This window comes from Mycobacterium sp. OTB74, from assembly GCF_029892685.1.
Classification (GTDB): domain Bacteria; phylum Actinomycetota; class Actinomycetes; order Mycobacteriales; family Mycobacteriaceae; genus Mycobacterium.
Genome location: NZ_JARXVD010000001.1, coordinates 89,638 through 103,713, shown reverse-complemented (window position 1 = coordinate 103,713; position 14,076 = coordinate 89,638). Strand labels below are relative to the sequence as shown.

The 14,076-nt window shown below is 63.9% G+C and carries 11 protein-coding genes; 4 read left to right on the top strand and 7 right to left on the bottom strand.

The annotated features are described in order from the left end of the window. Nucleotide 1 precedes the first annotated feature (1 nt). On the top strand, nucleotides 2-979 hold the full coding sequence (gene rsgA, locus M2432_RS00490) for a ribosome small subunit-dependent GTPase A (RefSeq protein WP_280824779.1): 978 nt from the start codon (nucleotides 2-4) through the stop codon (nucleotides 977-979). A 9-nt stretch (nucleotides 980-988) separates the two neighbouring features. Beyond that, entirely contained in the window at nucleotides 989-1,924 is a 936-nt protein-coding gene (locus M2432_RS00485) for a class I SAM-dependent methyltransferase (protein WP_280824778.1), read from the top strand. A 66-nt stretch (nucleotides 1,925-1,990) separates the two neighbouring features. On the opposite strand, the gene M2432_RS00480 is transcribed toward M2432_RS00485, so the two are convergent. From M2432_RS00480 to M2432_RS00460, 5 genes are all read right to left on the bottom strand, one after another. After that, nucleotides 1,991-3,214, bottom strand: coding sequence for a fatty acid desaturase (locus M2432_RS00480; protein ID WP_280824777.1), 1,224 nt, complete (start codon nucleotides 3,212-3,214; stop codon nucleotides 1,991-1,993). A gap of 95 nt (nucleotides 3,215-3,309) precedes the next feature. Further along, a complete protein-coding gene (locus tag M2432_RS00475) occupies nucleotides 3,310-4,452 on the bottom strand; it encodes a ferredoxin reductase (RefSeq protein WP_280824776.1) in 1,143 nt (380 codons plus the stop codon). 109 nt (nucleotides 4,453-4,561) lie between these two features. After that, a complete protein-coding gene (locus M2432_RS00470; RefSeq protein WP_280824775.1) occupies nucleotides 4,562-5,074 on the bottom strand; it encodes a hypothetical protein in 513 nt (170 codons plus the stop codon). Nucleotides 5,075-5,083: 9 nt separating this feature from the next. Beyond that, nucleotides 5,084-5,944, bottom strand: a complete 861-nt coding sequence (gene ppk2 / locus M2432_RS00465; RefSeq protein WP_348536284.1) for a polyphosphate kinase 2 — start codon at nucleotides 5,942-5,944, stop codon at nucleotides 5,084-5,086. A gap of 77 nt (nucleotides 5,945-6,021) precedes the next feature. Next, nucleotides 6,022-7,434 carry a wax ester/triacylglycerol synthase family O-acyltransferase gene (locus tag M2432_RS00460; RefSeq protein WP_280824774.1) on the bottom strand — a complete coding sequence of 471 codons (1,413 nt, stop codon included), beginning with the start codon at nucleotides 7,432-7,434 and terminating at the stop codon, nucleotides 6,022-6,024. A gap of 195 nt (nucleotides 7,435-7,629) precedes the next feature. Between M2432_RS00460 and M2432_RS00455 the strand changes: the two genes are divergently transcribed. Then, complete coding sequence (locus M2432_RS00455) at nucleotides 7,630-8,172, top strand: Rv3235 family protein (protein ID WP_280824773.1); 543 nt, start codon at nucleotides 7,630-7,632, stop codon at nucleotides 8,170-8,172. Nucleotides 8,173-8,176: 4 nt separating this feature from the next. Here M2432_RS00455 and secA read toward each other — a convergent pair whose 3' ends face one another. Together secA and raiA are read right to left on the bottom strand one after the other, a co-directional pair. Next, nucleotides 8,177-10,984 carry a preprotein translocase subunit SecA gene (secA, locus tag M2432_RS00450; protein ID WP_280824772.1) on the bottom strand — a complete coding sequence of 936 codons (2,808 nt, stop codon included), beginning with the start codon at nucleotides 10,982-10,984 and terminating at the stop codon, nucleotides 8,177-8,179. Nucleotides 10,985-11,124: 140 nt separating this feature from the next. Next, a complete protein-coding gene (raiA, locus tag M2432_RS00445; RefSeq protein ID WP_280825270.1) occupies nucleotides 11,125-11,751 on the bottom strand; it encodes a ribosome-associated translation inhibitor RaiA in 627 nt (208 codons plus the stop codon). A gap of 876 nt (nucleotides 11,752-12,627) precedes the next feature. On the opposite strand from raiA, the gene M2432_RS00440 reads away from it, so the two are divergent. Beyond that, entirely contained in the window at nucleotides 12,628-13,989 is a 1,362-nt protein-coding gene (locus M2432_RS00440; protein WP_280824771.1) for a hypothetical protein, read from the top strand. The last annotated feature ends 87 nt before the right edge of the window (nucleotides 13,990-14,076 follow it).

Here is a 14,076-nt window from a genome sequence, read left to right as displayed (position 1 = left end):
CTTGCGCGAGTACGACGAATCCGATGTCCGAGTCCGCTCGGGCAAAGGTTCGCGGCCGCGCACCAAGAATCGTCCCACCCACGCCGATGCACGCGAAGCCATGGTGGTCACCGTCGACCGCGGCCGCTGGAGTTGTGCGCTGAACGGCAACCCGGACCATATCGTCACTGCGATGCGGGCGCGCGAACTGGGCCGAACCCCGATCGTGGTCGGTGACTCGGTCGGCATCGTGGGCGATCTGTCCGGCCGGCCGGACACCCTGGCACGCATCGTCCGGCGCGACGACCGCCGAACAGTGTTGCGCCGCACGGCTGATGACACCGACCCCACCGAACGGGTGGTGGTGGCCAACGCCGATCAGCTGCTGATGGTGGTGGCGTTGGCAGACCCTCCACCTCGGGCCGGGCTGGTGCAGCGCGCGTTGATCGCCGCCTACGCCGGTGGCCTGCGGCCGATCCTGTGCCTGACAAAGACCGATCTGGCACCGGCCGAACCGTTCGCCGCCGAATTCGCCGACCTGGACCTGACGGTGGTGACCGCGGGACGCGACGACCCACTCGACGCGGTAGCGCCATTGCTGGCCGGGAAGGTGACGGTGCTGCTCGGGCATTCCGGGGTGGGCAAGTCGACGTTGGTGAATCGCCTGGTGCCGCAAGCCGACCGGGCTACCGGTGAGGTGTCCGGTGTGGGCAAGGGCAAGCACACCTCCACGCAGTCGGTGGCACTGGCGTTGGACGACGGCTGGGTTATCGACACCCCGGGCATCCGGTCCTTCGGCCTGGCGCATATTCAGCCAGACGATGTACTGCTGGCGTTCTCCGACCTGGCCGAGGCTGTCGAGGACTGCCCACGCGGCTGCGGCCACATGGGCCCGCCGGCCGACCCAGAGTGCGCCCTGGACACACTTACCGGACCTGCCGAAGCCCGCGTCGCCGCGGCACGCCGATTGCTCGCGGTCTTGAACGAACCGACCTACTGATGAGGGGCCATGCAACGACCGAAAAATGACAACTGGAACCTGGCGACAAGTGTGGGTGCTACGGCAACCATGGTCGCTGCTGGTCGAGCCCGCGCAACCCGCGCCGACAATGCACTGATCGATGACCCATACGCAGAACCATTGGTTCGTGCAGTCGGCATCGACTTTTTCACCCGCTGGGCCACCGGAGAGCTCAGTGCCGCCGATGTCGACGTACCGGGCGCGCCGTGGGGTATGCAGTTGATGACCGACATACTGACCGCTCGTACGCGTTACTTCGATGATTTCCTCAGCACAGCAACGGCTTCCGGAATCGAACAGGTAGTGATTCTGGCCTCGGGCTTGGATGTTCGCGGTTACCGCATGTCGTGGCCGACTGGCACCGTGATCTATGAGATCGACCTGCCAGACGTACTGAGCTTCAAGGATCGTGCGATGGCTGATCTGGGCGTCATACCGACCGCGGAGGTTCGCCACGTACCGATCGATCTTCGCGACGATTGGCCGGCGGCCTTGCGTGCAGCGGGCTTCGATCCGGCCCGGCAATCGGTGTGGATCGCTGAAGGCCTGATGCCATTCTTGCCGTCCGATGCGCAGGATCGAATGCTTGACCAGATTGGTGCGTTGGCCGTTGCGGGTAGTCGCCTGGCAACCGAGGTCTCTCCTACGGCCGACGATTCAGCCGATGAAAACGGGAGTCAGCCGGTGGCTGACCGGATGTCCGCGCTGGCCGCGCGGTGGCGCGACAACGGCCTCGACATCGAATTTGGCGCGCTCGGCTACCCAGGTCCGCGCAACGACGTAGTCGACTACCTCGATGCCCGAGGATGGCAGTCGACGCCAACACCGTTGCGCCAGTTGCTCATCGACGCCGGTCTGCCCGAATTACCCGACCAACCGGTGTTCGGCGACAACTACTACTGCGCCTCGGTGCGTATGCACTAGCGCCGCCGAGTAGACAACACAAAAGTGCCCCAAAACCTTGGTCTTGGGGCACTTTTGGTTGACCGGTCAGACCGCGGCGCGCTTGGCCCGTCGGCGTGCCCGCACGGCAGCGATCGATGACTTGAGGCCCCGGCGGTCCGGACCGAGCTCGTCGAACATCCGCTCGCTGCGGGTCTCGGGCGCATCATCAGAAGTGTCGTGCAGGTACTTGTCCGGCAGCGACAACTTCGCAATGGTCCGCCACGTCTTGCCGTACTGCACCAGGAAAGGTCCGCTGGTGTACGGCAGGTCGTACTTGTCGCAGATTTCGCGCACCCGCACCGCGACCTCCGGGTAGCGGTTGCTCGGCAGGTCCGGGTACAGGTGGTGCTCGATCTGATGCGACAACGAGCCGCTCATGAACCGCATGGCCGGCCCGGCGTCGATGTTCGCGCTGCCCAGCATCTGCCGCAGGTACCACTCGCCCTTGGTCTCACCCACCATGTCGGTCTTGGTGAACTTCTCGGCACCGTCCGGGAAATGACCGCAGAAGATGATCGCGTTGGACCACACGTTCCGGATGATGTTGGCCAGGAAATTGGCCTTCATCGTGGACTTGTACGTGGCACCCGGCGACAACGACGTGATCGCGGGGAACGCAACGTAGTCCTTGAAATTCTGCTGACCCGCCTTGACCACGAACTCACGGATCCGGATCCAGGTGGCGACGCGGTCGTCGCGACCCTTGAAGATCTTTCCGAGTTCCAGGTGCTGCAGGCCGACGCCCCACTCGAACAGCAGAGACAAGACGGTGTTGAAACCCAGGTTGAAGAGGTGGTGCGGCTTCCATTTGATGTCCCGGGTCACGCGCAGCAGGCCGTAGCCCACATCGTCGTCCATGCCCAGGATGTTGGTGTACTTGTGGTGCATGAAGTTGTGGGTGAACCGCCAGTGCTTGGACACGCCGTTCATGTCCCACTCCCATGTGGAGGAGTGAATCTCGGGATCGTTCATCCAATCCCACTGGCCGTGCATGACGTTGTGGCCGATCTCCATGTTCTCGATGATCTTGGCCAGACCCAAGGTGGTCGCCCCAGCCCACCAGAACACCCGCTTGGAACCGCCCGCCAGCAGCAGCCGGCCAGCAACTTCGAGGCCACGCTGGGCGGCGATGGTACGACGGATATACCGCGCGTCGCTAGCGCCCCGAGATTCCTCGATATCCTGACGAATGGTGTCCAATTCGAAGGCGAAAGCCTCGATATCGGCATCGGTCAGGTGCGCGAAAACCGGCACATCGGTTACTGCCATCTGTCGACCTCCTTCCCAATTCCTACGTTACCGTAACCTACGGGTCAGTAGGTTACGGTGCAGCAAATTCTCAAAATTCAATAACCAACGGCACTTCAGATATCTAGCACACAATCCCCGGCAGCCGCCGAAATGCAGGTCTGAACCCTGGTACCCGGTTCCCGTTCTTCGCCGGTCCGCAGATCCCGAACATGACCGTCAACCAGAGCGACAACACAGGACTGACATATCCCCATGCGGCAACCGAACGGCATTCGGACGCCGGCCTGCTCCCCTGCTTCCATCAATGACGTGGCAGCGTCAGCGGTCACGGCCTTGCCGCTGCGCTCGAAAGTCACCGTGCCACCGGCGCCGGACACCGCGGCTCGCGACGCCGCGAACCGCTCCAGGTGCAGCCGCACCGCTGCCGCGGTGAACACCCGCTGAGTCTCGGCCAGCATGGCCTCGGGCCCGCAGGCCCAGGCCTCACGCTCCCGCCAGTCGGCGACCTCGTTGTCAAGACTGCCCAGATCCAGTCGCCCCTCGGTGCGGGTGGCCCGCAGGCGCAGCCGGTAGCCCGGATAGTCGTCGGCCATCCGATTCAGTTCATCAGCAAAGATGACATCGGATTCGGTTGGGGCGGAATGAATGTGGACGACATCGATGTCACCTAGCTGACCCCGCCGAGCCAAGGTGCGCAGCATGGACATCACCGGCGTGATGCCCGAACCCGCCGTGAGGAACAGAACCTTCGACGGGGCCGGATCAGGCATGACGAATTCGCCCTGAGGCGCAGCCAGGCGCACGATGGTTCCGGGGGCCACGCCGCCAACCAGATGCGTGGACAAGAAACCCTCGGGCATGGCCTTGACCGTGATGGTGATGGTGTGGTCGCCACTGGACTGAACCGGACTCGAAGTCAGCGAGTACGAGCGCCAACGCCACCGACCGTCGACCAGCACGCCGATACCGACGTACTGCCCCGGCCGGTAATCGAAGGAAAAGCCCCAACCCGGCTTGATCACCAGGGTGGCCGAGTCCTCGGTTTCCCGCCGCACCTCGACAACGCGGCCCCGCAGCTCACGCGCCGACCACAGCGGGTTGGCGAGCTTGAGGTAATCGTCCGGCAACAATGGCGTGGTGATGCGCTCAGCAATTCTGCGCAACACATGCAGGCCCGGCCGGTCCTTGGCGCCAGCAATCTCTGGCCGGACAGTGTCCACAACATTGGCCGAAACCTTGATGTAGTTCTTGGCCACGTCGACTCCCGATCATGTGACTAATGGCGATCGATGCCCGACCAGCCCGTTCTAACCTACGGTATCGTAACCTACGGCACCGTAGGTATTTTGGCGAGCTCGCCTTGCGTTACAGCAGCTCCAGCAGGAACGGCAATTCCGACGGCGCATACCAGGCTAAGTCGTGATCCTGTGCATCGCCAACAGTTAACTCTGCATCTTCGTCGCCCAGATCAGCCTCATCGATGACCTCGACGGCCGCCAGCACGGCGGACTCAGCGCTGGAATTGTCTACGTATGCAGCAATGACGTCGCGCAAGGCAATCGGCCCCTCCAGACGCACCACCGCGTCATCGAGATCCGGGCGCACCGTCACGCCATCGGCATCGGCCACCAGCACCACCCGCCGAGGCGGAAGTGCTGAAGCGCTCCGCTCGCCCGCGTCCTCACCGGACAGCAACCGCAGCGACGCAAGAGCCGCCTCCCGCAGAGCAATCTCGGAGAGCTCGTCCTCGTCGCCATGTGAGTAGGCCTCACGCAGCGTCGGCGTCACCGCGAAGGCAGTACCGCTGCGCGCCGGCATCACACCGTCAGCCACCAGTTGAACGAGCATGGCGAGGGTCGCCGGGATGTAGACGCGCACCAGGGAACTCTAGAGGGATTTCTCCGGATCGCCCATCAGCTCGGCAACATGATCTGGCACGTATGTCGTGAGCTCAAGCGATGGCCGGATATAAGTGCCCGTTACGACGGGCCGGTCCGGCAGCGCCACCTTGGACCGCTTTACCTCGCTATAGGGGATCGACGACAGCAGGTGCGAGATCATGTTCAGCCGCGCGTGCTTCTTGATGTCGGATTCCACTACGTACCAAGGACTCTGCGGCGTGTCGCAGTGCACCATCATTTGGTCCTTGGCCCGCGAGTAGTCCTCCCACTGGTACACCGAATCGAGGTCCATCGGGGACAACTTCCACTGGCGCACCGGGTCGTTCATCCGGGACCGGAACCTGCGCAGTTGCTCGGCTTCAGAAACCGAGAACCAGTACTTGCGCAGGATGATCCCGTCATCGATCAGCATCTGCTCGAATATCGGGGTCTGTCGCAGGAAGAGGGAATGCTGCTGCGGGGTGCAGAAACCCATCACCTTCTCCACGCCGGAACGGTTGTACCAGGAGCGGTCGAACAATACGATCTCGCCCTTGGCAGGCAGATGCGAGATGTAACGCTGGTAGTACCACTGGCCTTGTTCGCGGTCGCTGGGCGCCGGCAGTGCCGCGACCCGCACGACGCGCGGACTCAGGTATTCGGTGATCCGCTTGATGGTGCCGCCTTTTCCGGCGGCGTCCCGGCCCTCGAAGACGACCACGATACGAGCGCCCGACTGCCGGACCCATTCCTGCAATTTCACCAGTTCGGTTTGCAGCCGGAAGATTTCAGCGTCGTAGACGGCGTTCGGAATCTTGCCGGACCGCTTGGACTCCGATTTTTGCTTTTTCGCAGCCTTACCCGCCATGGCCACCCCTGTGCTTCGTTCACCAACCAGTCACATGTTATTTCCACGCCGTAGGCGAATGTTGAGATTGTTCGGAATCACTGACCGGATTCAAGTAGCTCATCGAGCGATTCGCGGAGCAGGCTGGGGAAGACCTCCACGTCACTCATCGCCTCGCGGTCGGCGTTGATGCCGAAATACATCATCCCGTTGTAGGACGTGACGCCGAGGGCTAGTACCTGGTTGTTCAGCAGGGGTGGCACGGCGAACGTGTCCAGCAGCTTGGTGCCGGCGACATACATCTGTTTCTGAGCACCCGGGACGTTGGTGATCAACAGGTTGAACTGGCGGGCCGGAAAGCTGGTCGCCACGCGGGTTCCCATGGCGTGCAGCGTCGGTGGCGCGAACCCGGAGAGCGTGACGATGGTGCGGGCATCGACTGGGCTACTCGCAGTGGCCTGCGTCTCGGTGGCGTGCGAAATCTGGGATAGTCGTACCACCGCGTTGCCCTCCCCAACCGGCAGATCGACCAGGAACGGTGAGACCTCGCTGATCGCCTGACCCGGTCCGGCGGCGGTATCCAGATCTGCATCCGGATACACCGACATCGGTGCCATGGCCCGAACAGTCTTGGCAGACGACACCGGCTCGCCACGGGACAACAACCAGTTGCGCAGCGCTCCGGCCACCACGGCCAGCACCACATCATTGACATCGCAGTCGAACCGCGACCGCAGCCGGCGGTAGTCCTCAAGGTCGTGCACGGCCACGGTGAAGCGGCGGTTGCGCGACACGGTGGCGTTGAGCGGGCTGTTCGGCGCGGTGCCACGGGCGAACGTGCGCGCCGCGTCGATGATCCAGCGCCCAGCGTCGATCAATTGCTCTGTGCTGGTGATCATCCCGGTGGCCGCCGAGCGCACCGCGGCCAGTTGGGCAGTCGGCCGGGTGATCCACTCACCGACCGCGCCCAGCAGTAGCTGAGTGTCGCCGGGTTCGCGACCCGGAATCCAGATGTCCTCGCCGAACTCCGGGGGCTTGGGGGTCCGGTCGACGATGACGTGCCCGATCTCCAGCGCCGACATTCCATTGACCAGTGCCTGGTGGGTTTTGGTGTAGATCGCGACGCGGTTCTTGGACAGTCCCTCGACCAGGCACATCTCCCACAGCGGCCGAGTCTTGTCCAGCGGCCTCGACCCCAGCCGCGCCACCAGATCGTGCAACTGGGCATCGCTGCCCGGCGAGGGCAGCGCCGACCGCCTGATGTGATAGGTGATGTCGAAGTCACGGTCGTCGACCCACACCGGCCGGGCCAGCCCGAAGGTCACCTCGCGCACCTTCTGCCGGTATCGCGGAATCTGCGGCAATCTGGCTTCTACAGTCTCCAGCAGCGTTTCGTAGCTGAGGCCCGCTCGCGGCTTACGCAGGATCGACAGCGTGCCTACATACATGGGCGTGGCGGAGTCCTCGAGCCCGTAAAACGCCGCGTCAGACGGCGACAACCGGGTCACCATCGAGTCACCATCTCAGCCCTATCCCCCTTGCCGATCCCACTTCAACCCCGTCACGGTAGCGCCGAGATTAGGACATTGCACCACCCGGAGTCGGCAAATTGACGTCGGGTGGTGTCCGACGCCGATGCAATGATGAACAGGTCTGCAACTCTCCAGCAGATGCCGTCCCTATTTGACCGACCGCTGGAGAAGTCTGTGACCGTATCGCTCCCCGTTCGTATCGCCATCGGCCATGCTCCCCGCCGGGTGTGCCCACGCGATCTTCCGCTCGCCGGGCCCATCGTCGACTACGAACCCGCGCCGGTCGAAGCCCGCCCGGTCAAGCCGGCGCCACCCGTCAAACGCCACCTGCCACCGCGTGTCGTCAGCGTTCGGGAGCCGGCTCTTGATGCAGAGAGCCGCGACATCCAGCCACCACGCGCCGCGCTTGTATTCGCCGACACCGCGCTGCGGCGGGTATTGGAGGTAGCCGATCGCCGACGGCCCAGCGCACAGCTGCGCCCACTGCTGACCCCCGCGTTGCTGGATACGGTGTCGGCCCTGACGCGCCTGCCGCAGCCCGACGGCACGGCCGTGCTGCGGCGGGTACGGCTGCGCACCGCCCAGCATCGCGACGGCCTGGCCACCGCGGCCGAGGTGTTCGCCACCTTCAGCCGCGGTCCACGCCTTCGGGCCGCGGCCGGACGTATCGAATTCGTCAGCGGGCGTTGGCAATTGGTGGCCCTGCAACTGGGCTGACCAGCTAGCGGCGCCGCTTCTCCTTGCGCGCGGCTTCCCGGCGCTCCCGACGCGAGATCGTCGGCGCGGCATGACGCCCACCTTCGCGGCGCACCTGCGCCGAGCCGTCCTCAGCCGGGCCGCTGTAGGTCAGCTGCGGCGCTTCATCGTCAATACCCTTGGCGCGCAACGCAGCCGGGGCGGGACGTTCCTCGGTGGCGACGGTGGTATCGCTTTGGCCCTGGGCCTGGGCCGCGGCTTCGGCGGCCTCGGCAGCGAACTGGGCCAGGCCCTGCGGCTGGGCGACCGGCGCCACCTGCGGGGCCTGCTGTGCCTCGACCTGCACGTTGAACAGGAACCCGACCGACTCCTCTTTCAGGCCGTCGAGCATGCCCATGAACATGTCGTAGCCCTCACGCTGGTACTCGACCAACGGGTCGCGCTGAGCCATGGCACGCAGGCCGATGCCCTCCTTGAGGTAGTCCATCTCGTAGAGGTGCTCGCGCCATTTGCGGTCGATCACATTGAGCAGGACGCTGCGCTCCAGCTGCCGCATGGCGCCGTCCCCGGCCAACGCCGCAAGCTCTGATTCGCGCTTGGCGTAAGCCTTTTCGGCATCGTCGACCAGTGCGTCGCGCAACTCTTCGCGGGTCAGCTCACCGGGCTCGCCCACCTCTTCGGAATCGATGAGGCCGTGGTAGTCCAGGCCGACCGGGTACAGGGTCTTGAGCGCATCCCACAGCTTGGGCAGGTCCCAGTCCTCGGCGTAGCCCTCGGCCGTCGCTCCGTCGGCGTACGCGGTGACAACGTCGGCGAGCATCTTGTGCGCCTCGTCCTGGAGGTTCTCACCTTCCAGGATCATTCGACGCTCCTTGTAGATGACTTTGCGCTGCTGGTTCATCACCTCGTCGTACTTGAGCACGTTCTTGCGCATCTCGAAGTTCTGCTGCTCGACCTGGGTCTGCGCACTCTTGATGGCGCGGGTGACCATCTTGGCTTCGATCGGCACATCCTCCGGCAGATTCAGCCGGGTCAGCAGCGCCTCGAGGGTGGCGCCGTTGAAGCGTCGCATCAACTCATCGCCCAGCGACAGATAGAACCGGGACTCGCCGGGGTCGCCCTGGCGACCCGAACGACCACGCAGCTGGTTGTCGATGCGGCGCGATTCGTGCCGCTCGGTGCCAAGCACATAGAGGCCACCGACGTCACGTACGCCCTCGGCCTCGGCCTCGGCCTGCTCTTTGACCTTGGGCAGCTCGTCATGCCAGGCCGCCTCATACTCGTCCGGAGTCTCCACCGGATCGAGTCCGCGCTTGCGCAGCCGCGTGTCCACCAGGAAATCGACATTGCCGCCCAGGACGATGTCGGTACCGCGGCCGGCCATGTTGGTCGCCACCGTCACCGCGCCGCGGCGCCCAGCCTCGGCGATGATGTTCGCTTCCTGCTCGTGGTACTTGGCGTTGAGCACGTTGTGCGGAATCTTGCGCTTGGTGAACTGCCGCGACAGGTACTCCGAGCGCTCGACGCTGGTGGTACCGATCAGGACCGGCTGGCCCTTCTCGTAGCGCTCGGAGACATCGTCGACCACCGCGATGTACTTGGCCTCTTCGGTCTTGTAGATCAGGTCGGTCTGGTCCTGCCGGACCATCGGCCGGTTGGTCGGGATCTGCACCACGCCCAACTTGTAGATCTCATGCAGCTCGGCCGCCTCGGTCTCGGCGGTACCGGTCATGCCGGACAGCTTGTCGTAGAGCCGGAAGTAGTTCTGCAGCGTGATGGTGGCCAGCGTCTGGTTCTCTGCCTTGATCTCGACGTGCTCTTTGGCCTCGATCGCCTGGTGCATGCCCTCGTTGTAGCGGCGCCCCACCAGCACACGGCCGGTGAACTCATCAACGATCAGCACCTCGCCGTCGCGGACGATGTACTCCTTGTCGCGCTCGAACAGCTCCTTGGCCTTGAGCGCGTTGTTCAGGTAGCTGACCAGCGGCGAATTGGCGGCCTCGTAGAGGTTGTCGATGCCGAGCTGGTCCTCGACGAACTCCACGCCCAGCTCGTGCACACCGATGGTGCGCTTCTTGATGTCGACCTCGTAGTGGGTGTCCTTCTTCATCAACGGCACGATGCGGGCGAACTCGGTGTACCAGTTGGAGGCCCCGTCGGCCGGGCCGGAGATGATCAGCGGCGTGCGGGCCTCATCGATCAGGATCGAGTCGACCTCGTCGACGATGGCGAAGTGATGGCCACGCTGCACCATGTCATCGGTCGAATGCGCCATGTTGTCGCGCAAGTAGTCGAAGCCGAACTCGTTGTTGGTGCCGTAGGTGATGTCGGCGGCGTACGCGGCGCGACGTTCCTCCGGGGTCATCTGGGCGAGGATCACCCCGACCTCCAGACCCAGGAAGCGGTGCACCCGGCCCATCCACTCGCTGTCGCGCTTGGCCAAGTAGTCGTTGACGGTGACGACGTGGACGCCGTTGCCGGCCAACGCGTTGAGGTAAGCGGGCAACACGCAGGTCAGGGTCTTGCCCTCACCCGTCTTCATCTCGGCGACATTGCCGTAGTGCAAAGCTGCACCACCCATCACCTGGACGTCGAAGTGGCGCTGGCCGAGCACGCGCCAAGCTGCCTCGCGGGCTACCGCGAAAGCCTCGGGCAGCAGCTCGTCGAGCTCGGCACCGTCAGCGACGCGCTCCTGGAACTCGGCGGTCTTGGCCCGCAGTTCCTCGTCCGAGAGCTTCTCGGCATCGTCGGACAAGGTGTTGACATAGTCGGCGACCTTTTGCAGGCGCTTGACCATGCGGCCTTCACCGAGACGGAGCAACTTCGACAGCACGCTATTTCCCCTGTGGGTCTTGGAACGGATTTACGTCAGCTGGTTAGACGTAACCCATCGTAGGTGACCGGAGAAACTGGCAGGTCGAATGCGCCCCCGGCGGTCAGGCCGGGGGCGCATTCGGGGGTGTTCGGAAGGGCTCAGGCGAGCCGGATCAGTCCGTAGTCGTAGGCGTGCCGCCGATAGACCACGGTGGGGCGGTCCGACTCCTTGTCGTGGAACAAGAAGAAGTCGTGGCCTACCAGTTCCATCTCATAGAGCGCGTCGTCGACAGTCATCGGATTGGCCGGGTGTTCCTTGACCCGGACCACCTGACCAGGGATGTGATCATCGAGAGGCGTCGCGGACTCGTCGACCGGCGCGGTATCGGACGGCGGCAAGATGGCTGTTGCTTCGGCCAACCCCACCGGGGTCTTGTCGCCGTAGTGAATCTTGCGACGGTCCTTGCTGCGGCGCAGTCGGTTCTCGAGCTTGCTGACCGCTGATTCGAGCGCGGCGTAGAAACTGTCGGCGCAGGCTTCCCCGCGGACCACTGGGCCGCGGCCCCTTGCGGTGATCTCGACGTGCTGACAGTTCTTGCGCTGACGCCTGTTCTTCTCGTGATCGAGTTCGACGTCAAACAGATAGATGGTGCGATCGAAGCGCTCCAGGCGGGAGAGCTTCTCGGAAACGTAGATGCGGAAGTGTTCGGGGACTTCGACGTTGCGGCCCTTGACGACGACATCGGCTTGGTTCGTCGGGTTCGATTCGTCGTCGACAGCGACCATGGTCGAGCGGTCGATTTCCACGGATTCAGTTGACATGCTTGGCAACTCGCTTCTGTTCGCAGTGTACGCGCGCGGTCTGCGCGCACGATCCGGACTACGCGCCGAGCGGCTCTGCATTTCCGCCGCAGACCGGCGCAAAGGTGTCGGGTACTCACCTCCTACCGCTGTCAGCGTTTGGCGCCGGGATCAGAAATGTCGGCGCCGCCGTGAGGCTTCACGGGTGGTTGTTGCCGACGGTAGTCCCAGTTCACCTACCTGTGCCACCGATTTCGCATACCTGTTTTGAGATCTTCATCCTGATTTGATGTGGCCACGCCGACGGTTGTGTACAAGGTGCAGATCGACCGGGCACGTGCTATCAGGAGGGCCCGATCAGCCGTCCAGTCGGCGACACGGCAAACAAAATATTCAGGATTTCAGACAGGCCTGGTTTGTTGCTGTAGCCGCCGTCACAGCAACCACCCGATCTCACCCACGTCACATACGAACCGGGCCAGTACCGCCAGGAGCGATGGTCCGCGCCAGACCATTTCCAAACGACGGTCGGCTAACCCTGCCCGCGATGTCACTCCGACATTACTGCTGAGTAACCGAACCACGATCGCTGAATATCTATTTGCCAGCAACACCATGACTCACCCGGCCAGATGTTTGCCAGTGAGCACGCCTATCGCGATGAGGATACCGCTACCGACGGTCCCGTAAGCGTGTGATAAATCAGCGTTACCTGCGCAATCTCTGCCGTTTCGAGCTTCGTTTGCCGAGCAGCTCGCCGATTCCAGATGCCGCGGAAAGATTTCAAAAAATTGCTGACAAGCAACCTTACTTTCGGGTAACTTCTGCGCCGTCCTGTTGACGCCCTCGTAAGGAGTTTCGATGCACGTTGCTGCTCGGCCTTATCTGGCCGCGAGCGTGGCACTGCTCGGTGCCAGCACCATCGCGGTGAGCCCCCTTGTTCCGACCACGCCGCAGGTCCATCTGCCCGTCCAGTTGACGGCCGCGGTGGACAACCCGATCACCGTCTTTGCTCCGGTGGCTACCGCCGTGCAGGACCTGTACAGCAGCATCCAAGACACGCTCACCACCCCCGATCCGACCTTGACCCAGCTCACCGCCAACGTGGTTGCCGGGGCTCAGGTGTTCGCCGCCAACCCGGTCGGTGTCGGCACGCAGGTCATCAACAACGTCCTCGCGGGCCTGAACCAGCTCGGCCCCAACCTGACCAACCTGGCCGAAACCAACGCCGCCTCGTCGGCGGCACTCACCTCCGCGCTCAACGATATGGGTGCTGGGCTGCCGGCAGCGTTGCAGGCCGCGGGCGAGGCGCTCAACGCCGGCGACCCGAACGGCGCGATCAACGCCCTCGTCCTCGCGGGTGTCCAGCCGGTCATCAATATCTTCCTCTTTGCGCTGACTCCTGAGATCAATGCAATCGGGCAGGTGGCCGGTATCCCGCAGCCGATCCTTGACGCCACCGCAAACGCCGCCCTCGGCGTCGTGCTCTCTGTGGCCAGTTCAACGATCGGTATCGGTTGGCACGTCGACGGACCGCAGCCCCTGGTGCAGCAGTTCATCACCGGAATCCAGACGGTCGCGGCCGGCGCAGCCTCAGGAGACCAGGGCACCTTCATCAACGCCGTGCAACACAGCATCGCCGACTTCACTGCGGATGTGTTCAACCAAGCAACCGCGACGCTCAGCATGGCCAATTACATCAACAGTTCATTCGCGGATGCGCTCAAGCAGATCACGCCCAAGGCCGTCGCTGCGACCACCGCCGCGTCCACCACGGCGCTGACCACTGCTGCGGCCGCCAAGGCCGTGACCGCTGCCGCCACCTCCGCGACGGTCGCCGAGGCCGCCACGGCGACTACGACCGAGAAGTCGACGACGACCCCAGAGACCAACGCCGCCAACGCTTCTGACGCCGCGGGCACCGGCGCTGCCGACAGCTCTGCCGCCTCGAGCACCAGCACGAAGGAATCGGCCAAGGAGTCGGCGAAGGTCTCGGCGAAGACCGCGACCACCACGCAGAAGCCGGCAACGACTGAAACCGCCACCACCGCAACGTCTTCCGACGCAACGTCTTCCGATTCGTCGACGTCCGCGAAGACCACCACCAGCAAGGCCAACCCGGCAAAGCAGGCAGCCAGCCGCGTCCGCGATGCCGTCAAGAAGGCAACCAGCGGAACCACCAAAAAAGACAAGAGCTCCAGCTCCAGCGGCTCCGCCAAGTAACCCCAAAACCAGTAGGCCCCTCGCACGCGAGGGGCCTACTGGCATTTGCGGCTCGGCGCACCGATTCAGCCGCGGCGACACCGGTGG